24 protein-coding genes are annotated in these 24,795 nt (G+C 71.4%); 13 read left to right on the top strand and 11 right to left on the bottom strand.

Annotation, left to right across the window (positions count from 1 at the left end):
• The 3 genes from FJ108_02875 to FJ108_02885 form a co-directional block, all read right to left on the bottom strand.
• Positions 1-308, bottom strand: a 308-nt coding sequence (locus tag FJ108_02875; GenBank protein ID MBM4334841.1) for a xanthine dehydrogenase family protein molybdopterin-binding subunit, incomplete at its 3' end; no start/stop codon positions are given.
• Between the two features lie 3 nt (positions 309-311).
• Complete coding sequence (locus tag FJ108_02880; GenBank protein ID MBM4334842.1) at positions 312-908, bottom strand: (2Fe-2S)-binding protein; 597 nt, start codon at positions 906-908, stop codon at positions 312-314.
• Entirely contained in the window at positions 793-1,689 is an 897-nt protein-coding gene (locus FJ108_02885) for a xanthine dehydrogenase family protein subunit M (protein MBM4334843.1), read from the bottom strand. Before FJ108_02885 ends, FJ108_02880 begins: the two co-directional genes overlap by 116 nt.
• A 129-nt stretch (positions 1,690-1,818) precedes the next feature.
• Here FJ108_02885 and FJ108_02890 point away from each other — a divergent pair, with 129 nt between their 5' ends.
• On the top strand, positions 1,819-2,247 hold the full coding sequence (locus FJ108_02890) for a hypothetical protein (GenBank protein MBM4334844.1): 429 nt from the start codon (positions 1,819-1,821) through the stop codon (positions 2,245-2,247).
• An 82-nt stretch (positions 2,248-2,329) separates the two neighbouring features.
• Positions 2,330-3,163: a 1,4-dihydroxy-6-naphthoate synthase gene (locus tag FJ108_02895; protein ID MBM4334845.1), complete on the top strand. Its 834-nt coding sequence runs from the start codon at positions 2,330-2,332 to the stop codon at positions 3,161-3,163.
• A gap of 15 nt (positions 3,164-3,178) precedes the next feature.
• On the opposite strand, the gene FJ108_02900 is transcribed toward FJ108_02895, so the two are convergent.
• The 7 genes from FJ108_02900 to FJ108_02930 form a co-directional block, all read right to left on the bottom strand.
• The gene (locus FJ108_02900) at positions 3,179-4,348 is read right to left on the bottom strand and encodes a CoA transferase (protein MBM4334846.1); all 1,170 of its coding nucleotides are present in this window, start codon (positions 4,346-4,348) and stop codon (positions 3,179-3,181) included.
• A 35-nt stretch (positions 4,349-4,383) separates the two neighbouring features.
• Positions 4,384-5,595, bottom strand: coding sequence for a CoA transferase (locus tag FJ108_02905; GenBank protein MBM4334847.1), 1,212 nt, complete (start codon positions 5,593-5,595; stop codon positions 4,384-4,386).
• Positions 5,596-5,598: 3 nt separating this feature from the next.
• Positions 5,599-6,801, bottom strand: a complete 1,203-nt coding sequence (locus tag FJ108_02910; GenBank protein MBM4334848.1) for a CoA transferase — start codon at positions 6,799-6,801, stop codon at positions 5,599-5,601.
• Complete coding sequence (locus FJ108_02915; GenBank protein MBM4334849.1) at positions 6,798-7,277, bottom strand: acetone carboxylase subunit gamma; 480 nt, start codon at positions 7,275-7,277, stop codon at positions 6,798-6,800. The genes FJ108_02910 and FJ108_02915 overlap by 4 nt, the downstream gene beginning before the upstream one ends.
• An 87-nt stretch (positions 7,278-7,364) precedes the next feature.
• Positions 7,365-9,575 carry a hypothetical protein gene (locus FJ108_02920; GenBank protein MBM4334850.1) on the bottom strand — a complete coding sequence of 737 codons (2,211 nt, stop codon included), beginning with the start codon at positions 9,573-9,575 and terminating at the stop codon, positions 7,365-7,367.
• On the bottom strand, positions 9,572-11,722 hold the full coding sequence (locus tag FJ108_02925) for a hydantoinase/oxoprolinase family protein (GenBank protein MBM4334851.1): 2,151 nt from the start codon (positions 11,720-11,722) through the stop codon (positions 9,572-9,574). Before FJ108_02925 ends, FJ108_02920 begins: the two co-directional genes overlap by 4 nt.
• Before the next feature lie 45 nt (positions 11,723-11,767).
• Positions 11,768-12,331: a carbon monoxide dehydrogenase gene (locus tag FJ108_02930; protein MBM4334852.1), complete on the bottom strand. Its 564-nt coding sequence runs from the start codon at positions 12,329-12,331 to the stop codon at positions 11,768-11,770.
• A 132-nt stretch (positions 12,332-12,463) separates the two neighbouring features.
• Here FJ108_02930 and FJ108_02935 point away from each other — a divergent pair, with 132 nt between their 5' ends.
• Together FJ108_02935 and FJ108_02940 are read left to right on the top strand one after the other, a co-directional pair.
• Positions 12,464-14,473: a 4Fe-4S dicluster domain-containing protein gene (locus tag FJ108_02935; GenBank protein ID MBM4334853.1), complete on the top strand. Its 2,010-nt coding sequence runs from the start codon at positions 12,464-12,466 to the stop codon at positions 14,471-14,473.
• 78 nt (positions 14,474-14,551) lie between these two features.
• Positions 14,552-15,328, top strand: a complete 777-nt coding sequence (locus FJ108_02940; protein ID MBM4334854.1) for an SDR family oxidoreductase — start codon at positions 14,552-14,554, stop codon at positions 15,326-15,328.
• Between the two features lie 7 nt (positions 15,329-15,335).
• Here FJ108_02940 and FJ108_02945 read toward each other — a convergent pair whose 3' ends face one another.
• Positions 15,336-16,799 (bottom strand): amidohydrolase family protein, encoded by a 1,464-nt coding sequence (locus FJ108_02945; GenBank protein MBM4334855.1) that lies wholly within the window; start codon positions 16,797-16,799, stop codon positions 15,336-15,338.
• Positions 16,800-16,837: 38 nt separating this feature from the next.
• On the opposite strand from FJ108_02945, the gene FJ108_02950 reads away from it, so the two are divergent.
• The 9 genes from FJ108_02950 (at position 16,838) to FJ108_02990 (ending at position 24,785) form a co-directional block, all read left to right on the top strand.
• Positions 16,838-17,140: a hypothetical protein gene (locus FJ108_02950; protein MBM4334856.1), complete on the top strand. Its 303-nt coding sequence runs from the start codon at positions 16,838-16,840 to the stop codon at positions 17,138-17,140.
• 4 nt (positions 17,141-17,144) lie between these two features.
• The gene (locus tag FJ108_02955) at positions 17,145-18,659 is read left to right on the top strand and encodes an acyl--CoA ligase (GenBank protein ID MBM4334857.1); all 1,515 of its coding nucleotides are present in this window, start codon (positions 17,145-17,147) and stop codon (positions 18,657-18,659) included.
• A gap of 68 nt (positions 18,660-18,727) precedes the next feature.
• On the top strand, positions 18,728-19,687 hold the full coding sequence (locus FJ108_02960; protein MBM4334858.1) for an enoyl-CoA hydratase/isomerase family protein: 960 nt from the start codon (positions 18,728-18,730) through the stop codon (positions 19,685-19,687).
• Between the two features lie 43 nt (positions 19,688-19,730).
• Positions 19,731-20,882: a lipid-transfer protein gene (locus FJ108_02965; GenBank protein ID MBM4334859.1), complete on the top strand. Its 1,152-nt coding sequence runs from the start codon at positions 19,731-19,733 to the stop codon at positions 20,880-20,882.
• Positions 20,879-21,328, top strand: coding sequence for a hypothetical protein (locus tag FJ108_02970; GenBank protein ID MBM4334860.1), 450 nt, complete (start codon positions 20,879-20,881; stop codon positions 21,326-21,328). The genes FJ108_02965 and FJ108_02970 overlap by 4 nt, the downstream gene beginning before the upstream one ends.
• 68 nt (positions 21,329-21,396) lie before the next feature.
• Positions 21,397-22,581 carry an acyl-CoA dehydrogenase gene (locus FJ108_02975; protein ID MBM4334861.1) on the top strand — a complete coding sequence of 395 codons (1,185 nt, stop codon included), beginning with the start codon at positions 21,397-21,399 and terminating at the stop codon, positions 22,579-22,581.
• Positions 22,582-22,596: 15 nt separating this feature from the next.
• Positions 22,597-23,757 carry a CoA transferase gene (locus tag FJ108_02980; GenBank protein ID MBM4334862.1) on the top strand — a complete coding sequence of 387 codons (1,161 nt, stop codon included), beginning with the start codon at positions 22,597-22,599 and terminating at the stop codon, positions 23,755-23,757.
• Positions 23,758-23,784: 27 nt separating this feature from the next.
• The gene (locus FJ108_02985; protein ID MBM4334863.1) at positions 23,785-24,306 is read left to right on the top strand and encodes a MaoC family dehydratase; all 522 of its coding nucleotides are present in this window, start codon (positions 23,785-23,787) and stop codon (positions 24,304-24,306) included.
• Positions 24,303-24,785 carry a hypothetical protein gene (locus FJ108_02990; protein MBM4334864.1) on the top strand — a complete coding sequence of 161 codons (483 nt, stop codon included), beginning with the start codon at positions 24,303-24,305 and terminating at the stop codon, positions 24,783-24,785. Before FJ108_02985 ends, FJ108_02990 begins: the two co-directional genes overlap by 4 nt.
• Positions 24,786-24,795 lie beyond the last annotated feature (10 nt).

Consider the following 24,795-nt stretch of genomic DNA (forward strand, 5'->3'; position numbering starts at 1 on the left):
TTTTCGCCCGCGAAGCGAACGCGGTCGGTGGCCAGGCAGTGCGTTCCCCAGCCTGCGGGCACCGTCAGCGCGCGCTCGGTCCAGCGCAGCGCATCCTCGCCGCTCACCACGGCGGCGACTCCGGGAAGCGACAGCGCTTCGCTCGTATCGACGGACAGGACGCGCGCGTGCGCGTGGGGGCTGCGCAGGATCGCGCAGTGCAGCATGCCCGGAAGCGCGAGGTCGTCGATGAAGCGGGTGCTTCCGGTGAGCAGCTTGGGGTCCTCGACGCGATGGACCGATCGACCGACGAAGCGACCCTCCGCCACGGCTCAGCCCCCGTCCGTCTCGCGCAGCTTCTCCGCCGCGCGCCTCACCGAGGCCAGGATCGACTGGTAGCCCGTGCAGCGGCAGATCTGACCGCCGAGCGCGTCCCTGATCTCGTCGTCGCTGGGCTCGCGATTGCGCCGCAGCAGCTCGAGCGTGCTGACCAGGAAGCCGGGCGTGCAGAAGCCGCACTGCAGACCGCGCTCCTCCAGAAAGGCGCGCTGGATCGGATGAAGCTCCCCGTCGACCGCGAGGCCCTCGACGGTCTCCACTCTCGCGCCGCTCGCCTGCACCGCGAGCGTGAGACACGAGCGGGCCGGAGCGCCGTCGAGCAGGATCGTGCAGGCGCCGCAGACTCCGTGCTCGCAGCCGACGTGCGTGCCGGTGAGTCCGAGCTCGTGGCGCAGGAAATCGGCGAGAGAGGTGCGGGCCTCCGCGCGCCCCTCGAGCTCGCATCCGTTCACGGAAAGCCGGATGGTGAATGTCTCAGACACCGGGCGCGCGCCCCCGGGAGCTCGTGGCTCGCGCGGCCGCCTCGGCGAGCGCGCGCTGCACCAGAACGCGCGTGAGATGCGCGCGGTACTCCGAGGAGGCGTGCGCATCCGACTGCGGCGGCCCGAGCTCCGCGGCGACCCGCTCCGCCGCGCGCAGGTGCAGGGATTCGCCCGGCCGCTCGCCTGCGAGCGCGGCTTCAGCCGCCCGCGCTCGCACGGGCCGCGGGCCCACGCCGAAGGGGACCAACCGGGCGTCGCAGTAACGGCCCGTGTCGTCGAGCGAGACGCTCGCCACCACGCCGGCCAGCGCGAAGTCACCGGGCCTGCGGGCGAACTCGAGACACGACCAGCCGCTTCGCGACGGCAGCAGCGGCCAGCGCACCGCGGCCAGAATCTCGCCGGGCTCGAGCGCGGTCGCGAGAAACCCCTGGAAGAAGTCGTCCGCGACGATCGTCCGCGTCGTGCCCGCGCCGCGGACGCGAAGGGTCGCCCCGAGCGCGACCGCGAGCGCGGGGTACTCGGCCGCGGGGTCCGCCTGTACCAGCGATCCGCCGACCGTCCCGCGGCTGCGGATCGGCGCGTGGCCGATCAGACCGGTCGCCGTGTGCAGGAGCGGGTGGCGCTCGCGCACCAGCGGCGAGTGCTCCACGGTCCGCTTGCGGGTCACCGCGCCGATCTCGAGCGCGCCGTCCGACTCCACGACGTAATCGAGCTCGGCGATTCGCGACACGTCGACCAGAACGCTCGGCCGCGCCAGCCGCAAATTCAGCAGCGGCAGCAGGCTCTGCCCGCCCGCGAGGATCATCGCGTCGTCGCCGTGCTCCGCGAGCCGAGCGACCGCCTCTTCGGCGCTCGACGCGGCGACGTAGCGGAACGGGACCGGTTTCATGCGCAGCCTCGTCGAGACAGTGCCGGATGCGATTCTACTCGAAGGTCACCGGCGCGTGAATCGCTTGACGAAATCCCCCGGTTCGCGCTCTTCTCGTGCGGCGTCGCAGCGCGGGAGGCGGGAGGAGCGATGGATCTGCTGCTGATCATCCGTGATGCGCTCGCGAGCTCACTGGCCGGCGCGCTGCTCACCGCGCTGCAGGCGCGCGAGGCGGGACGGACGGTGGCCGTGCTGCTCACGCAGGAAGCGCTCGAGGCCGCGGCGCGGGGCAGCTTCGGCTGGCCCCGCGAGCTCTCGGGGCCGACGATCCGGCTCGGCATCGCGGATCGGGCCGCGGCGCAGGGGCTGCCGCTGCTCGGGCGCGGCGCGGGCCGCCAGCTCGATGCGAAGGGGCTGTTCTCGCGCGCGGAGCGCGCGGGCGTGGAGCTGTACGCGTGCCCGGTGTGGACCACGCTTCTGGGTCTGGAGGAATCGCTCCCGCCGGGGATGCGCAGACTCGACGGCCGCGCTCTCATCGATCTGCTCCGGAACGCGGGGCGGGTGATCGGGTCACTCTAGTCAGCCAATCAGGCGGGAGGTGCACGAAGTGAGTTGGAGTGACTGGACCCGAGTCGAAGGGGACGGGCTCGAGTTCGACGAGATCCGCTACGAGAAACGGGTCCACTCCGAGCTCCGCGGCGGCGTGGCTCGCGTCACGATAGCCAAGCCGGGCAAGTTCAACGTGATGACGCTGCACACCGTCGACGAGATGTTCCGCGCCTTCTACGACGCCAACCACGACGCCTCGATCGGGGCGCTGATCGTCGCGGGCAGCGGCGACCACTTCGGCACCGGGGGCGACGTCGAGTGGGAGCGCTGGGGCCTGCGCGAGGCGTTCTACAACCGCTACCCGCACAACCGCCTGATCCGGCTCTCGCGAAAGCCGGTGATCGCCGCGGTGCAGGGCTATTGCCTCGGTGGTCACAATCACATGGCCTACTGCTGCGATTTCACGATCGCCGCCGACGACGCGATCTTCGGACAGGCCGGACCGCGCGTGTCGAGCCCGGCCGACGGCTTCTTCGTCCCGTATCTGGTGAACGTCGTCGGCGCCAAGCGCGCGCGTGAGATGTGGATGCTCTGCCGCCGCTACACCGCGCACGAGGCGCTGCAGATGGGGCTGGTGAACCGCGTCGTTCCGCGCGCGCGGCTGGACGCCGAGGTCGACGCCTGGTGTGAGGAGCTGCTTCTGGCCAGCCCCGGCTGCCTCGAGGTGCTGAAGGCGGCGTTCGACCAGCAGATGGACGGCTATGCGGAGATGGGTGTGATCTCGAGCCAGCTCTATCCGGATTTCTTCGACCAGCCCGAAGGGAAAGAGGGGGGTGCCGCGTTCTCGCAGCGGCGCACGCCTCGATTCTGGAGCCTGCGCGAGCGCGAGAGCGCGCTTCGCCGCCGGCTGAGCGAGGAGTACGACGAGAACGCGCCCGAGGAGTGAGTGCAGGCTTCGCGCTCATGGCGCAGCCACCCCGGCCGCTCCGTCGCGCACCAGCGAGGCGATCTCGTCGGCCGAATAGCCCAGCTCGCCGAGCAGCTCGCTGGTGTGCTGGCCGTGCACCGGGGGCGCGCGCCGCACCGAGGCCGGCGTTCCGTGCAGGTGCAGCGGCGTGCCGGTGAGCGAGATCGGACCGAGCCGCGCGTGCTCGACGCTCGCGATCATTCCGTTGTGGCGGATCTGCGGATCGCGCACCACGTCGGGCAGCTCGTTCACCGGCGCCGTCAACACGTCACCGGCGACCAGCTTCGCCATGAGCCGCTCGCGGGGCATGGCTGCGCAGCACTCGCGAAGCAGATCGTCGAGCTCGTCCGCGTGCGCGAGCCTGCGCTCGATGGTCCGGAAGCGCGGATCGTCCGCCCAGCCCACGTCGAGCGAGGCGCAGAGCTTGCGGAAGAACTTCTCCGAAGGGCAGGTGATCACGACGCTGCCGCCGTCGCTGCAGGGGTAGATCCCGGAGGGCGCGAAGTACTGGCTGCGGTTTCCGGTTCGCGGCGCGACCTCTCCGGCCACGAGGTAGCCGCCGATCGCGCTCGTCTGCGCGTGGACCAGCGCGTCGAGGAGCGAGAGGTCGATGCGTTGCCCGCGTCCGCTCGAGCTTCGCGCGTGCAGCGCGGCCAGCGCGGAGGTCGAGACCAGGAGCGACGTCATCACGTCGACGAGCGGCACGGTCACGCGCACGGGATCGCCGTCGGGTTCGCCGTTCAGCGCCAGAAGCCCCGCGAACCCCTGCGCGAGGAAGTCGATTCCGGGCCGGCCCGCGTAGGGGCCGTCCGCGCCGAACGCGGTCACCCCGATCCAGATGATGTCGGGCCGGTGGCGGCACACCTGCTCGTAGCCGAGCTCGAGCCGCGAGAGCGCGGGCTCGCGCACGTTGGTGATCAGGATGTCGGTCGTTCCGAGCAGGCGCGCGAAGGCGCTGCGGGCGCTCTCGCGCTGCAGGTCGAGAACGATGCCGCGCTTGTTGCGGTTCAGGCCCAGGAACGCGGTCCGCTCGCCGTCGCGCTCCGGGCCCAGGTGCCGGCTGTCGTCGCCGAAGTGCGACTCGACCTTGATCACGTCCGCGCCGAGGTCGCCGAGCAGGGTGGCGCCGTACGGTCCGGCCAGCATCGTGGCCAGGTCCAGCACGCGAATCCCGTCGAGCGGGCCTTTGGCTACACCGCTCAGGGTATGGCCCCCTTCGCCTTGAACGCCTCGACCTCGTCCCAGTCGTAGCCGAGCGTCTCGGTCAGGATCAGCTCGGTGTCCTGCCCGAGCTCCGGGCCGAGCGTGCGGACCGAGCCCGGGGACTTCGACAGACCGACCGGCAGGCCGCGCACCTGGACCTTCCGCTGCACCTCCTCGCAGAAGGTCTCGACGAAGTAGTCGTTCGCCCAGGCCTGCGGGTCGGTGGCCGCGTCGCGCAGGTTCCCGATCGGGCTCGCGACGATCCCGAGCGGGCGGAAGCGCTCCATCCACTCCGCCGACGTGCGCCGCGAGAGCGACGCGTCGAGTGACTCGACCAGCGCGATCGCGTGCTCGCGGCGGAGCGCCGGGCTCTCGAAGCGCGGGTCGCTGGCGAGCTGCGGATCGTCGAGCGCTTCGCGCACCCGCCGCCAGCTCGTGTCGCCCTCGGGCATGCACAGGAAGATCCAGCCGTCGCGGGTCGGGTAGCGATTCCAGAGCGGGTTGCGGACGTCCTTTCGCGAGACCTGCCGCGAGTGGCGCGGGCTTCGCGTGGCCAGGAACGCCGCAAGGCTCGGTGCGGCGAGGAAGAGCTGCGCGCCGTAGAGCGACGCGTCGATCCGCTGCCCCCGACCGGTGCGCCGGCGGTGCCGCAGCGCGAGCAGGATTCCCAACGCGGCCAGCAGACCGCCGATCGAGTCCCCGGAGCCCATGCCCAGGTAGATCGGCGGCGCGCCGGGCTCGCCGAGCCGGGCCATGAGCCCGGTCAGCGCCTGCACCGTCATGTCGAAGGACGGCTTGTCGATGCCGCCGAACGGGCCGTAGCCGCTGTTCGTCGCGTAGATCAGCCGCGGGTTGATCGAGCGGAGCTTCTCGTACGAGAGCTCCCAGCGCTCGAGATTCTCCGCGCCCAGGTTGGTGAGGAAGACGTCCGACTTCTCGACCAGCCGGTACAGGATCTCGCGCGCCTCGGGCTTCTTCAGATCGAGCGCGAGCCCCTTCTTGTTGCGGTTGATCACCAGGAAGTACTGGTTCCAGTCGCCGACCGGCAGCGCCTTGATGCTGCGCACCCCGCGGCCCTGATCGCCACCCTGCGGGCGCTCGACCTTGATCACCTCGGCGCCGAAGTCGGCGAGGTGCTGCGCGGCGACCGGTCCCTGGAACCAGACCGTGAGGTCGACGACGCGAATCCCGTCCAGCGCTCCAGCCATCGGCTAGCCCAGGATCCCGCGCTCGGCGAGCGCGTGGATACGCTCCTCGGTGTAGCCGAGGCGCTCGCGCAGGATCTGCGCGCCGTGCTGGCCCGCGCACGGCGCGAGGCGCTCGAGGACCGCCGGCGTCTCGCTCATGAAGATCGGAAATCCCAACGTCTGGACCCGGCCGAGGCTCGGATGGTCCAGCGAGAGCACGTAGCGGTTCAGCTCGGCCTGGGCGTCGCCCGCCGGGAACTCGTAGTCCTCGATCACGTCGGCCGAGAGCTGGCGCTCCGCGAAGACGCGCCGCCAGTGTTCGCCGTCGTGGCGCAGGAACGCCTGCTCGAGCCTGTCGATCAGCTCCAGACGGTTCTGCTCGCAGCGCTTCTCGTGGCTGTCGAAGCGCGGGTCCGCCGGATCGATCCCGACCGCCGCGGCCAGCCCCGGCCACCACCGATCGGTGTCGGGCATGGTCAGCGTCAGCCAGCGGCCGTCCCGTGTCGCGTAGAGCATGCCGCTGCCGCTCATCGGGTTGCCCGAGTCGCGCCGCGCCACGGGCTGGAGCAGGCGCTCTCCTCCCATCGCCAGGTACGCCTGCAGGTCGAGCGCCGCGCCGTACATGTTCCCGGCGAAGAGGGAGACGTCCACGAGCTGTCCCTCGCAGCTCCGCTCGCGGTGCTCGAGCGCGGCGAGCACCCCGAAGGCCAGCATCACCGTGGTGTAGATCTGTCCGCTTCCGGTGTAGACCGGCGGCTCTCCGGGCTGCGGCAGGATCGGCATCATGCCGGTGCGCGCGGCCGCGAGCTCGTCGAGCGCGGGCAGCTCCCGGTCGGGCCCGTTCGGGCCGAATCCGCTCGCGCGCAGGTAGATCAGCCCGGGATTCGTCCGCGCCAGGCTGTCGTAGTCCAAACCGGCCGCGTGGGCCTCGTTCGTCGGCCAGTCGCAGACGAGGACGTCGGCGCGGCCGACGAGCTCGCGCAGGATCTCGCCGCCCTCGCGCTGGCCGAGGTCGAGCGCGACGCTGCGCTTGTTGCGGTTGGCGAGCTCCTCGCGGTAGCTCCAGGCGGCGCGCTCCTCGGGATCGGGAGCGGGCGCGAGCGGAGTGCGTCGGGTCTCGACGCGGATCACGTCGGCGCCGAAGTCGCCGAGCATCGCGACGCCGAGCGAGGACCAGAACTCCGTCGCGAGGTCGATCACGACCAGCCCGTCGAGAGCGGAGCTCATCGCTTTTCACCCGCGGACCAGCCGCGCACCACCTCGAGCGTCCGGTCCTGGTTCGCCTTGCGGTCGGGGAGCCTTCGCCCGAGCCAGGTCTCGTAGAACGTGTCCAGGTCGGGCAGGAATTCGAAGTCGGGCGGGCAGCCGCGCGGCACCGCCTCGACCTCGAGCTGCGCGCCGCAGCCGGGGCAGGTGTATTCGCGGATCTGGATCCAGGCCGGGTCCGGCTGCTCGCGGCCGCGGTAGACCTCGCGCAGCTGCTCGCGCGTCTCGCGCACGTGGATCAGCGCCGCGAGCTTCCAGTTCACGCGGTAGTCGCCGAACTCGTGCCCGCAGCGGCACTTCACCACGCGCTCCGCCTGCTTCTGCACGATCGAGAGACAGGGCGTGAGCGGCAGCAGGATCCGCTCGCTCCACGGCACCCGGCTCTGCAGCACCGCGATCCACTTGTCGAAGCGGTCCGGATCCTTCGCCTCGCGCATGATCTCCTGCACGCGCGACCACGGAAGCTTTCCGTCGATCAGTCTCTCGATCTCTTCGCTCTCGTACGACGCCAAGGGGCCTCCGCGCTAGAACTCGAAGTCTTCGGGGAGCTGCCAGAAACCGCGCAGCTCGGCGGCGTAGCCGGGCGATGCCGCGAGCGACGTGCGCCACATCTGCAGCACCGCGGGGTGCATGCCCTCGGAGGCCTGGATCTTGCGGCGCTCCGCGCTCCACCAGTCGCGAAACGGCACGCCGCGGCGCAGCCGCTCGCGGCGGATCTCGTCGCGGCGCGCCGCGGTCGCCTCCAGGTCGACCGTCCACTCGCCGCTCGCGGGATCCTGCGCCGCGATCACGCCGTGGACCTGTCGCGCGACCCACTCGCGCGTCCAGCCCTTCGACAGGTCCGCGCGCACGTGCTCCGGATCGCGCTCGAGCGGATCGCCCTGCGCCTGCGCTCCCGAGATCGGGTGCACGACCACGTCGTACTCGTGCAGCGGCTCCGGGGTGACGAAGGGCGCCACGAGGTCGGGCTCCAGCGTCGTCGCGCGCAGGTGCACGGCGAGATCGGGTGCCTCCGGATCGCCGCGCTCGTGCACCAGCGGCAGGCGCGCGTCGATGCGCTCCTTCAGGTTCGTGCCGCTCGCGTAGCTCGGCCGGTCCGGCGCGGCGGGGTAGGCGCCGAACATCCCGTGGTTCGCGACGATCTTGCTGCGGATTCCCGCGCAGCCGCACTGGTAGCTGATGCCCGGCGTGTTCATGATCATCCAGACCGCCGTGTGGCCGAGCCCGCCGCGGAACTTCCCGTAGCCGCCGGAGTCGGGCTCGACGTTCCGCCCCAGGTAGAGCACCGGCTGATAGGACTCGCCGAACTCGGCGTTTCCGAAGTCCCCGTTCGGCGTGTAGATGCACCAGGCGCTGTTCTCGCCGTCGGCCATGCCGCGGGCGGGCGAGCCGTTGCTCGCCTGATCGAGCGCGAGCGCGGCCGAGAAATTGCCGTACTGGTCGGTGCCGACGAACTCGGCCGTCATGGTCGTGGCGGCGCCGGCGGCGACCTCCTCGACGTAGCCGCGCATGTAGTAGAGCCGCCCGAACGCCTCGTACAGCGAGCTCATCCACATCACCGCGGGCGCCCACGCCACGCCCGACGACGCGAAGTAGTTGGCCGGGAACGGATTCGCCCACGAGCCCTCGGGCGGGGTGTCGAGCGTCCACGCGGCCATCGGCCCGGAGTTGAACATGTCGAAGCCGACCACGTGCGAGTAGCCGTTCAGAAGCGCCGAGACGAGCGCCGTCGGCGTGATGTTCTCGCCGAACGGCACCCAGCCGCTCGCGCCCTGCAGCGACAAGCGCAGCCTCGCTTCCGCGTCGATCTCGAGCTCGAGCGGAAGATTGAACAGACAGTCGACGTCCTGCTCCGGCAGCAGCACGCGCTTGCCCGCCATCGCGAGGTCCTTGAAGTTCGACTTGCGCAGCCGGCCCGGGATCGCCTGTGTCTTCACGCGCATCACCGCGTAGCGGCGGCTGTCCTCGACGTACTCCTGGATCACGTCCCGGAAATAGTCGCGGCCGTACTTCTCGATCACCTCGAGCACGCGCTCGCGGATCGTGATGCAGCCGGCGAGCCGGCCGCGCGCGTCGCCCATCACCCAGTCGGGCGTGCGCACGCGCGAGCGGATGCGCATCTCGTACCAGGGGTAGAAGCGGTCCTTCGCGCCGATCTTCTCCATCGTGACGGGAACGCCGTCGCCGAAGACGCTCGGATTCATGAAGCCGATCGAGCCGGGCACGATGTAGCCCGCGTCGTTGGCGTGGCTCACCGCCGAGGCCCAGGCGACCAGCTCGCCGCGGTGGAAGATCGGGATCGCGGTGTCGAAGTCGACCGGATGGATGCCGCCGTAGTGCGGATCGTTGTTCTCGAACACGTCGCCCGCGGCGATGCCGGGGTCCTCCTCGTAGCCGAGCTCGATCAGCGAGCGCACGAAGAGCGCGAGCAGTCCCGGGTGCGCGGTGATTCCGCGCGAGGTGCAGACGGCCTCGCCGGTGGGCAGGTGCAGCGCCCAGAGCGCGTCGCCGCCCTCGGTCGCGATCGGCGACGACGAGACCTTGCAGCCGACGGTCCAGCCGGTGTTGCAGATGTTCTGCAGGATCTGCCAGATCGCCTCGTAGCTGCCCGGGTTCTCCTGCTTGCGGCGCAGCTCGCGCAGGCCGAACAGGTGCCCGGTCTCCTTCAGCAGCCGGTCGTTCTCGACCAGCCGTCCATGGACCGGTCGCTCGGGATTCGGGACGCTCGCGTTCATCGGCGCGGATCCTTTCGCGACAGCCAATAGATTTCTCGCTCGTCGATCCGCAGGCTCCAGTCGGACGGCACGAACAGGGTGGTGTTAGGCGCCTCGATCACCGCCAGACCGTCGAGCCGGTTGCCGGCGCGCAGCTCGCTCATCTCGTAGATCTCTGCCTGCTGCCAGCGACCCTTCTCGAAGACCTGCCGCGATCCCTTGCTCGCCTGCCGCCGCGGCTCGGCCGCCTCGAGCTCGTGCAGGACGAGCCGCGGCTTCACGGTGTCGACCTGCGCGATCACGCTGACCTCGCTGATCTGGTAGGTGGGCGAGGCGGGCCGGCCCGCGAGCGTGAACATGCGCGCGAAGGTCTCCTCGAAGCGCGAGAGGAGCTTGCGCACGTCCGACGCGTCGGCCAGGCGCGGGACCGGCGACTCGACCTCGACGTCCTCGAGCAGGCCGAAGTAGCGCAGGTAGGCGATCCGCCGCAGCGAGATCTGCTCGCGCCCGAAGCCCTCGGCGAGCAGCTCCTCGAAGAGCTCGGCCGCCAGCGAGTCCCACGCCGCGCCGACCGGCGCCGCCGCGCGCATCAGCGCCGCATCGTCGGCGCCTGGCGGGATCACGCCCGACACACTTCGGTGGCGGCGGTGGGCGTAGTCCATGCACGCGCCTCCCCAGGCCGAGAACGCCCCCGCGTGCGGCACGGTGCAGATCGCCTTCCAGGGCGTGTCCCCCGCGTAGCCGAGCAGATGCAGCGGGCCGCCGCCGCCGTAGCCGAGCAGCGTGTAGTCGCGCACGTCGCGGCCGACCATCAGGCTGCGCACCAGGTGCTCGTGCATGGTCACGTTGATCAGGTGCAGGCACTGCTCGGCGGCGACGTACGGGTCCAGACCGAGCGGCTTTGCCACGTGGCGCTCGAAGCTCTCGAGCGACTTCTTCGGGTACACCTTCACGCGACCGCCGAGGTAGTAGTCCGGATTCAGGATCCCGAGCAGCAGGTTGCAATCGTTCACCGTCGGGATCTCGTTTCCCGTGTCCTGGAAGACCGGCCCCGGCATTCCCCCGGCGCTATCGGGCCCGAGCTTGATCCGGCGCGTCTGTGGATCGAGCCGGATGTACGTTCCGGTGCCCGCGCCGATCGAGCGGATGTCGAGCATCGGCACGTTCACGTACATCTGCTGGAACGGCGGCTGGCGGTCGATCGGCAGCATTCCCGCGCTGATCGCCGCCGCGTCGAAGCTCGTTCCGCCGACGTCGGAGCAGACGACGTCGGAGACGCCGATCGTGTTCGCGAGATAGCTCGCGCCCATCAGGCCGCCGACCGGGCCCGACATGACGGTCTCGAAGAGGCGCGGATAGCGGATGTTCGTGATGCCCCCGTAGGAGAGCACCGTCTTGAGCGAACGGCGGTAGCCGAGCGCCTGGAGCTTTCGCTCGACGCCGAAGAGCTGCTCGCGCGCCGGCGCGGTCGCGTAGGCCTGGATCACGGTGGAGTTGGCGCGCGAGATCTCGCGCGCGGTGGGCGCGACGTCGCTCGAGACGGCCAGCGGAATCTCCCGGCCGCGCTCGCGCATCACGCGGCGCGCGATCTCGGCCGCCCGCTGCTCGTGCGCGGGATTGGTGAAGGAGAACAGGAAGACGATCGCCAGCGACTCGATCCCGAGGTCGAGCAGCTCCGCCACGCCGCGCTCGACCTCGTGCTCGTAGAGCGGGATGACCGGCTTCCCGAACAGGTCGATGCGCTCCGTCACCCCGCGCGTCAGCCGCCGCGGCACCAGCGGCTCGCGGTGCTTGCGGTACTGCATGTGCGTGATCTCGGGCCAGTGGTAGCCGATGAAGCTCTGCGAGCCGCGACCTTGGACGATCAGATCCTCGAAGCCGCGCGTCACGATCAGGCCGGTCTCGAGTCCGGACAGATTGATCAGCGCGTTCAACATCGAGGTGCCGGTGTAGATCGCGGTCTCGACGTCGGCGGCGAAGCCGGCGCCGTCGCGGGCCAGGTCGAGGCCGAGATAGCCCAGCGCCTCGTCGAGCGACTCCATGAAGCCGATGCTCTCGTCGTGCGGGGTCGTCGGGGCCTTGCCGATCACGCAGCGCCCCGTCTCGTCGACGACGATCACGTCGGTCATCGTGCCGCCGGCGTCGCAGGCCACGAGATACCGAGGCATCCGGAACTCCTGTCTCGTTTCGAATTCTACGCTTCGTCGCTTCGCTCAGGCGCCCGTTCTACCCAGCAGCGCTCGGAACAGCGCGGCGATCCGCTGCCATGCCGTGCGAAGCAGCAGCGGCAGGACGCGCAGGGTTTCCTCTCGCGGCGGCGGCGCCGCCGCCTCGAGCTGCGCGCGCACGCGCGCGGCGAACTCCGCGAAGAGCTGCCGCGCCACGCCCTCGATCATTCCGCGGCCGAGCTGCACGATCCGGCCGGAGAGATCGATGCTGGCCTCGGTCTGCACCTCGGTCCCGCCGCCGGGACGCGCGCGCAGCCGGCTCGAGACCGTGCCGAGCGCGGATCCGCCGCCCGGCTCGCGTCCCTCGGCGAGCATCTCGACCTCGCGCGCGCTCTCGTCGACGCGAACCAGCCGCACCTGGCCGCGGTAGCTCGCGGTGATCGCGCCGACGCGGAGCTTCACGCTGCCGCGGAACGTGCGGTCGTCGAGGGCCTCTTCCATCGTGGCCCCCGGCAGACAAGCCGCGACCGAGCGGGGGTCCAGCATGAAGCGCCAGACGTCTTCGAGCGCGGCCGCGACCTCGAACGACTCCGCTAGCGCGATCGCCATCTGCTCGCGCCAATTCCGGACTCGTCGCCGCCGGCCGGATCCCGTACCCTCACGGGGCTAGCTTACTCATGAGTCAGTCGAAGTCAACCAATTCGTGCGCCGCGCTCGAGCGGCGGGCGGAACGGAGCCGCGTTGCCCACCCGTGAGATCTACTGGAACGTCGTCGGCGAGGCGCTGATCTATCCGTTCGCGCTGCTCGCGCTGCTGCTCTTCGCGCGCGGGGTCGCTCGGCGGTACGCGCTGTGGCGGAGCGGCCGGCCGCAGGCCCGCTTCGACCGGCCGCTGCTGCGGCTTCGCGGGCTCCTCGTCGAGGTGTTCGGCGGACGGCGGCAGCTGCGCGATCCGCTCGCGGGCGGCGCGCATCTGCTGATCCTCTACGGATTCTGCGCCGAGCTGATCGCCACATCGCTGATCTCGCTCCAGGACTGGAGCGGGGTGCACTTCCTCGAGGGACGCTTCTATCTGGGCTATTCGCTCTTCGCCGACCTGTTCGGGATCGCGGGACTGATCGGCGTCGGGATGGCGGTCTGGCGGCGCGCGTTCCTGCGCCCCGCGCACCTGCACACGGTCTTCGACGACTGGCTGGCGCTCGCGCTGCTCGGGCTCGTTTTCGCGCAGGGCTTCGCGATCGAAGGCGCGCGGATCGCGGTGACCGAGCTCGAGTCGCAGCCAGGTCTCGCGATCTGGTCGCCCGGCGGCTACGCGGTCGCGCTGCTGCTTCGGCCGCTCTCGGACACCTCGCTCCTGCTCCTGCACCGCGCGCTCTGGTGGGTGCACGCGCTGACCGCGTTCGGCTTCATCGGCTACGTGGCGTACGGAAAGCTCGAGCACATCGCCTACGGCCTCGCGAACGTCTTCACGCGCAATCTGGCTCCCTCGGGAAAGCTCGCGCACTTCGACATCGAGGCCGCGCTCGACGCGGATCCGGAATCCGTCGCCGAGCTCGGCGTCGGGCGCATCGGCGCCTTCACCTGGAAGGATCTGCTCGATCTGGACGCCTGCACGAACTGCGGTCGCTGCGAATCCGTCTGCCCGGCGCACCAGAGCGGCGTGGCGCTGAGCCCCCGCAAGCTGATCCGCGACCTGAAGGACCATCTGAGCCAGCCTGGCACGCGCCCGCTCGTCGGCGACGGCCGCGACGGCGCGCCGCTTCCCGCCGTGCTCGAGGCCGAGGTCTGGGGCTGCCGTACCTGCGGCGCCTGTCAGCAGGAGTGTCCGGTCCTGATCGAGCACGTGCCGAAGCTCGTCGATCTGCGCCGTCACCTGGTCATGACCGAGGCGAGGATGCCGGAGCCGCTGCAGCAGATGCTGCGAAGCGTGGACGAGCGGATGCACCCCTGGGCGGGATCGGGGCGGGATCGCGAGCACTGGTTCGCCGACCTGGATCTGAAGGTCTTCGGCCGTGGCGACACCGCGGAGTACCTGTTCTGGGTCGGCTGCACCGGCGCGATGGTCGACCGCAACGTCGCGGTCACGCGCGCGACGGCGAAGGTGCTCACGGCTGGTGGCGTCGACTTCGCGGTGCTCGGAGCGGAGGAGGCGTGCAGCGGCGACCCCGCACGGCGGACCGGCAGCGAGCTCGGCTTCCAGACCTGCGCCAAGACGAACATCGAGACGTTCGCGCGCTACGGCGTGCGCAAGATCATCACCACCTGCCCGCACTGCTTCAACACGCTGCGCAACGAGTACCCCGATTTCGACGGCCACTACGAGGTGATCCACCACAGCGTGCTGATCGAGCAGCTGATCCGGGATGGACGCCTGCCGCTGCGCCGGGAGCTCGAGTCCGTCACGTACCACGATCCGTGCTACCTCGGCCGACACAACGGCGTGTACGACGCGCCGCGAAACGTCGTGGCGGCGCTCGCGCGGCCGGGCGCGATGCGCGAGCTCGAGCCGGGTGGATCGCGCTCGCGCTGCTGCGGGGCGGGCGGCGGCTACGCCTGGATGGACGACTCGCCGGAGACCCGCATCAACCACACGCGGATCGAAGACGTGCTGGCCAGCGGCGCCACGACTGCCGCGGTCGGCTGCCCGTTCTGCCTGCAGATGTTCGACGACGGCCTGCGCGCTCGCGATCCCGCCGGGGGGATCCGCGCGGCGGACCTGGCCGAGCTCGTGGCCGAGGCGCTCGAGAACTGAGCCTGGACTCGCGCGATCGATCGAGGGCACCATCCCGGCAGGCGCGAAGCGATCGACGTGCGGACTGAGGAGCGGAGCATGGCGGGCCCACTGGACCTGACCGGCCGGGTCGTGATCGTCACCGGCGGGACGCGCGGGATCGGTCGCGGCATCGCCCGGCGTTTTCTCGAAGCGGGTGCCGAGGTCCTGGTCTGCGGCAGAAGCGACGTGGACGAGCTTCCCGCCGCCGGCTCGCGCCGCGCGCACTTCGCCCGCGCGGACGTGCGCGAGGTCGAGCAGATCGAGTCGGTGATCGGCCTGGCGCTGCAGCGCTTCGCGCGGATCGACGTGCTGGTGAACAACGCCGGCGGCTCGCCCCCGGCGGCGGCTGCCACCGCCTCGCCCCGCTTCTCGGAAGCGATCATCCGCCTGAACCTGATCGCGCCGCTCCACTTCGCGCAAGCCGCAAACGCGGTGATGCAGAAGCAGGAGCAGGGCGGCTCGATCATCAACATCGCGAGCGTGAGCGGAGTGCGGCCCTCCCCCGGAACGGCCGCGTACGGCGCGGCCAAGGCGGGCCTGCTGAACCTGACCCGGACGCTCGCGGTGGAATGGGCCCCGAGAGTCCGCGTGAACGCGATCACGGTCGGCATGATCCAGACCGAGCAGGCCGATCTGCACTATGGCGACGCGCGCGGGATCGCCGCGGTCGCCGCCACCGTTCCGCTGGGCCGGCTCGGCCGACCCGAGGATGTCGGCAACGCCTGCCTGTTCCTCGCCTCGAACCTTGCGGGCTACGTCTCCGGCTCGGCGCTCGAGCTGCACGGCGGCGGCGAGCGGCCCGCGTTCCTGGGCGCGTCCAACACCGGGAAGTGACGCGGGATCAAGACTCCGCGGTCGCGCGGAAGATCTCGACGCCGTCGCGAAACGTCGCGACCACCTTCGATTGCGCGAGCTCGCACCGCACCTGCGACCACGGCCGTTCGAGCAGGCAGAGGTCGGCCCGCGCGCCCGGCTCGACCCGGCGCGGTCGCGATCCCGGCGCCGTCGCGGACGAGGTGAACAGGCCGAGCGCCCGCTCCGGCGAGAGCCGCTCGTCGGGTCCGAGCACGGCGCCGAAACGGGTGCGCCGATCGACCGCGGCTTGCATGGCAAGCCACGGATCGGGCTCGCCGAAGGGCGCGTCGGTTCCGGCGCCGAGCGGGACGCCCGCGTCCAGCAGTCCGCGAAGCCGGTACAGCCACGGGCGATCGTCGGGCTCGACGTCGACGCGGTAGGCGTCGCCGCGCTCCCAGACCAGCCCCGGCTGGGTCACGACCGCGACCGGCAGCTCCGCGAGCAGGTGTGCTGCATCGGGCGGGCAGACCGACGCGTGCTCGATCCGGTCGCCCTCGCGCGCGCCCGAAGCTCGGAGCGCGCCCGCCGCGAGCACGAGCTCCGCGAGCGTGACGCAGTGGATCGCGGCCGCTCGCCCGGCCTCGTGCGCGCGCGCGATCCGAGCCGCGAGCTCGTCCATGGCCGGCAGCTCGCGCTCGTCGAGCACGAGCTTCACGGCTCCGCGTTCGACCGAGCCGTGCGCGGGGTCGGGCAGGTCGGGCGTGCCCATCACGACGAGCCGCTGCAGCAGCTCGCCTGCGTCGGACGCCCGCACGAACGCGCGCAGCTCGGCGCCCGAGTTGCCCGCGGTCGCGTCGGTGAGTCCGGTGACTCCGCGCGAGGCGAGTCGCCGGCTCACGTCGGCCAGGCTCGGCCAGCCGCCGTCGCGGAGCCGCTCGCGAAGCCAGCCGTCGAGCCGGAACAGCCGCCCCGTCGCGCGCCCCGACGCGTCGCGTTCGACGCCGGGCGGCCCGAGCTCCAGGTCGAGCCCGAGCCGCTCCACTCCTCGCGAGTTCAGCAGCCAGGCCGAACCCGTGCGGTGTTGGATTCGGATCGGCCGATCCGCGACGAGCGCGTCGAGCCGATCGCGATCGAGATCGCCGGCGACCGACTCGTGGTAGCCGACGCCGCGAATCCAGTCGCCGCCCGACGCCCCACGCAGCGCGAGTGCGAGCTGCTCCGCGCCGCTCACCTGCGGGGGGCCGCAGCGGACCGAGCCCATGGCGGCGGCGAGCGCGGAGAGGTGCAGATGGTGGTCGTGCAGGCCGGGAAGCAGCGCGCCGCCTGCCGCGTCGAGCACGTCCTCGCCGGCGAGCGGCGCGAGATCGCGGCCGATCGCCTCGATGCGGCGATTCGCGAGGCGCACGGCGAGCGGAGCCACGCCCTCGACCTCGGCGCGCGTGATCAGCATCTGGACCGACCGGCGATCGCGCGCGCTCGAGTCATCTCGAGATGATACGCTGCGCGGCATCGGCCCAAGAGTGTGAGGTGAGCGCGCTGATGCCCGTGTTGAAGACAGGAAGCCGGCTGAGAAGCGCCGTGTGCGCGACCGAGGTGATGCTGGTGAAGGCGCCCGCGACCGAGGTCGAGATCTGCTGCGGTGGCGTGCCGATGTTGGACCCGGCAGCGACGAAGCCGTCCGGGCTCGCGATCGCGGCCGACGCGCGAAGCGGCACCGCGCTCGGCAAGCGCTACGTGAGCGCCTCCGGCGATCTCGAGCTGCTCTGCACCAAGCCGGGCGAGGGCTCGCTCTCGGTCGCCGGAGTGCCGCTGGTGCTGAAGGAAGCGAAGGCGTTGCCGTCGTCGGACTAGTCGAATGAATCTGATGATGCTGCTCGAGATGGCGGCCTCCGGATTCGGGGACCGCGAGGCGTTCCGGAACGAGGGCGCGTCGCTCAGCTACGCAGATCTGTTCCGTGCCGCCGGCGCGGCCGCGCGTGAGGTCCGGGGCTCGGGCCGCGAGCGGCTCGCGCTGCTCGACACCAGCAGCCTGGCCTTGCCGGTGGGGCTTTTCGCGAGCGCGTGGGCGGGCGTGCCGTTCGTGCCGCTGAACTATCGGCTCACCGGGAGCGAGTTGTCGCGGCTCCTGGCCGAAGTCGCGCCTTGCCAGCTCGTGACCGATCCGGAGCGCGCGGGCGCGCTATCGAAGCTCGACGGAAGCCGGGTGCTCTCGCGCGACGCGTTCCTCTCCTCGGCTCGCGCCGGCGATCCCGGCGAGAGCGACTGGGAGATGGACCCGGACGCGACGGCGGTGCTGCTCTTCACCAGCGGAACCACCGGCGCGCCGAAGGCGGCGGTGCTGCGCCACAAGCACCTGGTCTCGTACATCCTCGGCTCGGTCGAGTTCGGCTCGGCCGGCGAGGACGACGCCACACTGGTCAGTGTGCCGCCGTACCACGTGGCCGGAATCGCGGCGATGGCGAGCTCCGTCTACGCGGGCCGGCGAATCGTGCAGCTGCCGAGCTTCAGCGCGGAGGCCTGGGTCGCGCTCGCGCGCAAGGAGCGCGTCACGAGCGCCTTCGTCGTCCCGACCATGCTGGTGCGGATCGTCGAAGCGCTGGCTCGCGAGGGGAGTCCGCAGCTTCCCGACCTGCGCGCGATCTCCTACGGCGGTGGTCGGATGCCGCAGGAGGTGATCGCGCGCGCGATGGAGCTGCTGCCCGACTGCGACTTCACCAACGCCTACGGGCTCACCGAGACCAGCTCGACGATCACCGTGCTCGACCCAGAAGACCACCGTGCGGCCGCTTCCAGCGCCGATGCGAAGATCCGCCGCAGGCTGGGCTCGGTCGGGCGCGCGCTTCCCAGCGTCGAGCTGCAGGTCCGTGGCGAGGGCGGAGCTCCCGTCGAGCCGGAGGAGCGCGGGGAGGTCTTCGTGCGCGGCGAGCAGGTCTCGGGCGAATACCTGGGGCACGGCTCGCGGCTCGACGCCGACGGCTGGTTCCCGACTCGCGACGCCGGCTGGCTGGACCGCGACGGCTACCTCTTCGTCGAGGGCCGAATCGACGACGTGATCGTGCGCGGCGGAGAGAACCTCTCGCCCGGCGAGATCGAGGACGTGCTCCGCCAGCACCCCGCGGTCGCCGACTGCGCCGTGGTCGGAATCCCCAGCGAGCAGTGGGGCGAGGCGGTCGCCGCGGCGGTCGTGCTCGCGCCGGGCCAGCGCGCGGAAACGGCGGAGCTCGCGGAGTGGGTTCGATCGCGCCTGCGCTCGTCGCGCACGCCGGAGCAGATCGAGTTCCGCGCGGAGCTTCCCTACACCGAGACGGGAAAGCTGCTGCGGCGCCAGGTCCGCGCGGAGCTCGCGCGTTTCGCGAGAGGAACGCCGTAGCTTCCGCGGACGAGCTCGTGATCCTGCCGCTCGGCGAAGCGCTCGAGCAGCTGGGGTCGCCTGACGCGATGGAGCTCTACTCGCCGCTCTCGGGCGACTCGATCCTGATCGCGGATTTCCACCGATCCTCGGCCGGGCTCGAGCCGGATGCGATCGACGCGGCGTGCGAGGCGCTCGGGAGACTGCCGTGCCCGTCGCTCGCGCTCTCGGGCGCGCGCCCGGATCCCGCGCTCGGACGCCTGCTCTCGCGCTTCGACGTGGTCGTGGCCTCGCGCGAGGAGCTCGAGCCGGTCGCCGCGACCGCGGCACGCGCGCCGCTCGCCGCGCAGGCGCTGGTGCAGCTGCTCCGCCTGGGTGCGCGGCTCGACGTCCACCACGCGCTGATCGCGGAGTCGCTGGTCTACTCGATGCTGCAGAGCGGTCCGGAGTTCGCGCGCTGGCGCGCCGGGCGCGAGGTCCGACCCGCGCCGCAGGACGACGGCGAGCCGGCGGTGCTCGTGCAGCGCGAGGGCGACCGCCTGCGGCTGCAGCTCAACCGGCCCCGGCGCCGAAACGCCTTCTCGGCGGCGATGCGCGACGCGCTGGTCGAGGGGCTGCGGCTCGCCGAGCTCGACCCGTCGATCGCCGAGGTGATCCTCTCCGGTGTCGGGCCGTCGTTCTGCAGCGGCGGCGACCTGGACGAGTTCGGCTCGCGTCCCGACCCGGCCACCGCGCACGCGGTTCGGAGCAGCCGCAGCGCGTCGGCGCTCATCGCCCGCTGCGCGGCGAGGGTTCGCGCCGAGCTGCACGGGGCCTGCGTCGGCGCGGGCATCGAGCTGCCGGCGTTCGCTTCGCGCGTGGTCGCACGCGAGGACGCGTTCTTCCAGCTCCCCGAGCTCTCGCTCGGACTGGTTCCCGGCGCGGGCGGAACGGTCAGCCTGCCGCGTCGCATCGGCCGCGAGCGCACGGCGTGGCTCGCGCTCTCGGGCGCTCGGATCGACGCGCCGACCGCGAGGCGCTGGGGGCTGATCGACGCGATCATTTCCTGACCGCCTTTCCCCGGACCGGCCCGAGCTGCCAGAATCCCGGCCGATGACTCGCCCCACGCACCTCGCGCGGCACCGCCAGGCGGCGGTGGTCGGCATCCACGCGCTGCCGTTCTCGCGCAACATCGGCACGACCGAGCGCCACGGCGGGGCGCTCGCGATCCTGGGCGCGCTCGCGGACGCCGGGCTCAGCGTTCGCGACGTCGACGGGATGTTCCGGTACGTGTGGGAGAGCACGACCGAGATGGAGATGGCGCGGATCCTCGGCGTCCCGAACTTGAAGATGTTCGGCGAGATCGACTACGGCGGGGGCGCGGGCGCGCCCACCGTGGGCCTCGCGGCGCTCGCGATCGAGAGCGGCCTGGCCGACGTCGTGGTGGTCTGGCGCTCGCGAAACCGCAGCTCGGGCGGGCGCCCTTGGGCAAGCCAGCTTCAGGCCACCGGCCAGGACCAGTTCGAGCGCCCGTACGGTCTGGTGCGTCCGGTCGACGGAATGGCGCTCCACGCGCGCTACTGGATCCACAAGTACGGCTGGACGCCCGAGGTGACCGGCCGCGTCGCGGTGACCCAGCGCCAGCACGCGCAGCGCAATCCCGCGGCGATGATGCGCAAGCCGCTCTCGATGGACGACTACCTGGGCTCGCGCATGATCGCGGACCCGCTGCGCCTGTTCGACTGCTGCCTGGAGACCGACGGCGCGATGGCCATGGTGCTCACCAGCGCGGAGCGGGCGCGCGACCTCGACGTGGTTCCGGTCCACGTCACGGGCTTCGCGATGGGATCGGGCCCGCAAATGACCGCCATGACGTTCTACTACGGCGAGGAGCTGGGCCGGACGCCGAATCGCTGGGTCGCCCCCGAGCTCTGGCGCAACACCGGGCTCGCGCCGCGCGACATCGACGTGGTGCAGCTCTACGACGCCTTCACGCCGCAGATCCCGCTGGCCTTCGAGGAGTACGGCTTCTGCGGCGAGGGCGAGGCGCCGGCGTACATGGCCGAGGGCCGCAATCCCCCGTACAACACCAGCGGCGGCGGCCTGTCCGAGGCCTACGTGCACGGCTTCAATCTTCTGGTCGAAGGCGTTCGCCAGGTTCGCGGCAGCTCCACGTCGCAGGTCGAGAACGTGCGTCACTGTCTGGTGACGAGCGGGAACGTGGTCCCGACCGGCGCGATCGTGTTCTCGAAGGAGCCGTGGTGACGCAGGGCGCCGACGACCGCTCCCGCGCGTTTCCGGTCCCGGTGCCCGACGCGGACACGCAGCCGTTCTGGGACGGCTGCCGCGGCGGCGAGCTGCGCATCCAGCGCTGCGCGTCGTGCGGGACGTGGCTCTGGCAGCCGCGGCCGGTCTGCTCGAGCTGCCAGACGCCGGGTCCGGTCTGGACGGCGGTCTCCGGCGACGGCTTCGTCGCGTCCTGGACCGTGATGCGTCCGCCCACGCTGCCGGCCTTCGCGGATCGGGTTCCGTACGTGCTCCTGCTCGTGGAGCTCGACGTCGGCGTGCGGCTGATCGGCTACCTGGTCGACGGCGACGGCCGCTGGCTTCGCAGCGACGGCGCGGCGGAGGGGGTCGAGATCGGCCGGCGGGTCGCGCTGCGCTTCCACGACCAGGCGGGGACGCCGCTCCCCTGCTGGACGCTCGTCTAGACGCGCGTCCAACGCTTCCGATCTGTGGTAGGTTGGCGTCTGACTCGCGAGTGAGGAGACGTCGGGCCTTGGATTTCGACTTCACCGCCGAGCAGAAGGCGTTCGTGGCCGAGGTCGAGCGCTTCCTCGACGAGAACCACGACCCCGAGGTCATGGACCCGAGCCGCGAGAACATGGCGCAGCTCGTCGACACGCCGAAGCGCCGGGCGTTCATGAAGAAGCTCGGGCAGCGCGGCTGGCTGGGCATGACCTGGCCGCGCGAGTACGGCGGGCGCGAGGCCGACGGCATCTTCGAGTTCCTGCTGAACGAGTGCCTGGCCCGGCGCGGCGCGCCGCAGATCGGCAAGGGCGTCGGGATCATCGGCAAGACGCTGATCCGGCACGGCAGCGAGAAGCTGAAGCGCGAGTTCCTGCCGAAGATCCTCGAGAACGACGTCGAGTTCGCGATCGGCTACAGCGAGCCGCAGGCCGGCTCCGACGCCGCGGCGATGCAGCTCCGGGCGGTGCGCGAGGGCGACGGCTGGCGGCTCGACGGCCAGAAGATCTTCACCACCTCGGCGCACTTCGCGCAGTGGTACTGGGTCGGCGCGCGCACGGATCCCGACCGGGCCAAGCACGACGGAATCAGCCTGTTCCTGCTGCCGATGGACGCGAAGGGCCTCACGGTCCACGCGATGCCGACGATCGGCGAGCGCGAGATCACCAACCAGGTCTTCTTCGACTCGGTCTTCGTGCCCGACGACTACCGCGTCGGCGAGCTGAACCGGGGCTTCCAGTACATCTCGGAAGCGCTCGATCTGGAACGGTTCACCATGTTCACGTTCTCGCCGATCCAGGGCCGGGTCGAGCTGCTCTGCGACTACGTCGCGCGCGCGCAGCGCGACGGCCGCCCGCTGCGCGAGGACCCGGTGATCCGCGCGCGGATCGCGCAGCTCCTGACCGAGACCGAGGTGGCGCGCGTGCTGGGCTTCAGCTTCGTCGCGAAGTCGATGAAGGGCGGGGCCGCGCCGACGGTCGAGGCCTCGGAGTACAAGCTCTACGCGACGCAGCTCTCGCAGCGAGTGGCCAACGCGTCGCTCGACATCGGCGGGCCCGCCGCGCAGCTCCGCGTCGGCGAGGCGGACGCGCCGATGAACGGCCGCGCCGACACCAGCTATCGCTGCACGGTGGTCGAGACGATCGGCGGCGGCGCGTCCGAGATCCAGAAGAACATCATCGCGCGGCGCAAGCTCGGGCTGCCGCGCAACTTCTAACGGGCCGTGGCGGCGGTGCCTCTCCTCTCCGGGTACAAGGTGCTGGACTTCTCGAGCGTGGGGCCGGCGTCGCGCTGCTCGCGCATCCTCGCCGACTACGGCGCGGAGGTGATCAAGGTCGCTCCGCCGCCGGCGAAGGCCGCGGCGCAGATCCAGCCGCCGTTCCACAGCTACGGCGCGGGCCGCGGCATGAAGTGGCTGCGCGTGGACCTGAAGCAGCCCGCGGGCCGCGACGCGCTGCTCCGCGTGCTGCGAACCGCGGACGTGCTGATCGAGAGCTTCCGCCCCGGCGTCGCCTCACGGCTGGGTCTGGGCTACGAGGCCCTGCGCGAGCTGAATCCCGGGATCGTCTACTGCTCGACCAGCGGCTACGGCCAGACGGGGCCCTACGCGCAGTGGGCCGGGCACGACCTGAACTATCTGGCGCTCGGCGGGTATCTCGCGTGCTCGGGCCGCCGCGCGGATGGAGCGCCGGCGCTGCCGGGCGCGAGCGTCGCCGACGCGGCCGGCGGTGGGATGCACGCGGCGATCGCGATCCTGGCCGCGCTTCTCGAGCGCGGGCGCTCGTCGCGCGGGGCTCATCTGGACGTCTCGGCCACCGACGGCGTGCTCTCGCTGATGTCGCTCGCCATCGACGGGTACCTGGCGACCGGAGACGAGCCGGGACCGGGATCCGACCTCCTGACCGGGCGCTACGCGTGCTACGACGTGTACCCGGCGCGCGACGGCCGCTTCCTGGCGGTGGCGGCGATCGAGCCTGCGTTCTACGCGAACCTGTGTCGCGCGCTCTCGCTCGAGGCGTGGATTGCGCACCAGCTCGACGACGCCCGACAGGACGAGATCCGCGCCGCGTTCCGCGCGGCCTTCGCGCGCCGCGATCGCGACGAGTGGATCGCGGAGCTCGCGCCGCGCGACACCTGCGTCTCGCCGGTCTACACGGTTTCCGAGCTGGCTCGCGACGCGCACCTCGCCGAGCGCCGCTCCTTCCAATCCGCCGTGCACGCGGAGCGCGGCACGCTTCGCCAGCTCGCGCCGATCCTGGCCGGTGCGAGCCGCGAGCCGTCGGGCCGGCCGCTCGGCGCGGATTCCGGCGGCGAAGCGATCGAGCTTCTGCGCGCCGCGGGCCTGGCCGAGGCGGAGATCGAGCGCCTGCGCCGCGACGGGGTGGTCGCGTGACGCGGCACGACGCGAAGGAATACCGCGATGGCTGAGCTCTCCGAGATCCCCGAACACGTGCGCGCCTGGATCGGCGTGCCGCTCGTCGAGGACGAGGGCGAGTTCGAGATCGAGCGCGGCTACATCGCGACGAGCCTGGCCTCGGTCGAGAACGGCAATCCGCTGTTCTGGGACGACGCGGTGGCGCGCGAGATCAGCGGCGGCCCGATCGCGCCGCCGAGCATGCTCTCGGTCTGGCTGCGCCCGCACCACTGGGCGCCGGGCCGGCGCGAGGAGCGCTTGCCGCTCGAGATGCACTTCCGGCTGAAGCGCGAGCTCGCGCTGCCGGAGGCGATCATCGCCGACAACGAGCTCTCGTTCGGCGAGCCGGTGCGGCCGGGCGATCGACTGCGCAGCCGGCAGACGCTGCGCTCGATCTCGGAGCCGCGGACCAACCGGCTCGGCACCGGCCGCTTCTGGGTGATCGAGGTCGAGTACACCAATCAGCGTGGCGAGTGGGTGGGCACCGAGAGCTACAACTGTTACGGCTACCGGAGGGACGGCGCGTGACCGCGCAGCTCGCGGCCCTGACAGCGGATCGAGTGAAGCCGGGCGACGCGCTCCCGCCGCTCTCCGTCGCCGTGACCGCCACCACCGTCGTGCTCGGGGCGCTGGCCGCGCGCGACTGGCGGCCGATGCACCACGATCGCGACTTCGCCCAGAACCAGGGCGTGCGCGACATCTTCCTGAACACCCCCAACATGGTGGCGTGGTTCGAGCGCTACCTGACCGACTGGACCGGTCCGCTCGGCCGGCTCGGCCGCATGAAGTTCAAGATCAAGAAATCCGTGTGCCCCGGTGACACCATGGTGTTTCAAGGGCGCGTCGACGGCGTCGCGAGCGACGAGACCGGCTGTGTCTGGGCGAGCGTCTCGATCGATCTGACCGTGAAGGGGGACAGCATGATGAGCTGCAGCGCGCGCATCGCTCTGCCCACGGACGCGTCCGACAACCCCTGGCGGCGGCGCGGGCGCGACTGGCGGCCGTAGCAACGCGGCC

It is taken from the genome of Deltaproteobacteria bacterium (assembly GCA_016875225.1).
In the GTDB taxonomy this organism is placed as follows: domain Bacteria; phylum Myxococcota_A; class UBA9160; order SZUA-336; family SZUA-336; genus VGRW01.

Bases quoted from the DNA above. Each gene is read 5' to 3' on its own strand.
- FJ108_02880 (MBM4334842.1), bottom strand. From the start codon at position 908: ATGCGCACGCCTCCTCGGAGTACCGCGCGCATCTCACGCGCGTTCTGG.
- FJ108_02905 (MBM4334847.1), bottom strand. From the start codon at position 5,595: ATGGCTGGAGCGCTGGACGGGATTCGCGTCGTCGACCTCACGGTCTGG.
- FJ108_02930 (MBM4334852.1), bottom strand. From the start codon at position 12,331: ATGGCGATCGCGCTAGCGGAGTCGTTCGAGGTCGCGGCCGCGCTCGAA.
- FJ108_02940 (MBM4334854.1), top strand. From the start codon at position 14,552: ATGGCGGGCCCACTGGACCTGACCGGCCGGGTCGTGATCGTCACCGGC.
- FJ108_02965 (MBM4334859.1), top strand. From the start codon at position 19,731: ATGACTCGCCCCACGCACCTCGCGCGGCACCGCCAGGCGGCGGTGGTC.
- FJ108_02960 (MBM4334858.1), top strand. From the start codon at position 18,728: ATGGAGCTCTACTCGCCGCTCTCGGGCGACTCGATCCTGATCGCGGAT.
- FJ108_02985 (MBM4334863.1), top strand. From the start codon at position 23,785: ATGGCTGAGCTCTCCGAGATCCCCGAACACGTGCGCGCCTGGATCGGC.
- FJ108_02910 (MBM4334848.1), bottom strand. From the start codon at position 6,801: ATGAGCTCCGCTCTCGACGGGCTGGTCGTGATCGACCTCGCGACGGAG.
- FJ108_02885 (MBM4334843.1), bottom strand. From the start codon at position 1,689: ATGAAACCGGTCCCGTTCCGCTACGTCGCCGCGTCGAGCGCCGAAGAG.
- FJ108_02920 (MBM4334850.1), bottom strand. From the start codon at position 9,575: ATGAACGCGAGCGTCCCGAATCCCGAGCGACCGGTCCATGGACGGCTG.
- FJ108_02890 (MBM4334844.1), top strand. From the start codon at position 1,819: ATGGATCTGCTGCTGATCATCCGTGATGCGCTCGCGAGCTCACTGGCC.
- FJ108_02945 (MBM4334855.1), bottom strand. From the start codon at position 16,799: ATGCCGCGCAGCGTATCATCTCGAGATGACTCGAGCGCGCGCGATCGC.
- FJ108_02915 (MBM4334849.1), bottom strand. From the start codon at position 7,277: ATGCGCGAGGCGAAGGATCCGGACCGCTTCGACAAGTGGATCGCGGTG.
- FJ108_02925 (MBM4334851.1), bottom strand. From the start codon at position 11,722: ATGCCTCGGTATCTCGTGGCCTGCGACGCCGGCGGCACGATGACCGAC.
- FJ108_02955 (MBM4334857.1), top strand. From the start codon at position 17,145: ATGAATCTGATGATGCTGCTCGAGATGGCGGCCTCCGGATTCGGGGAC.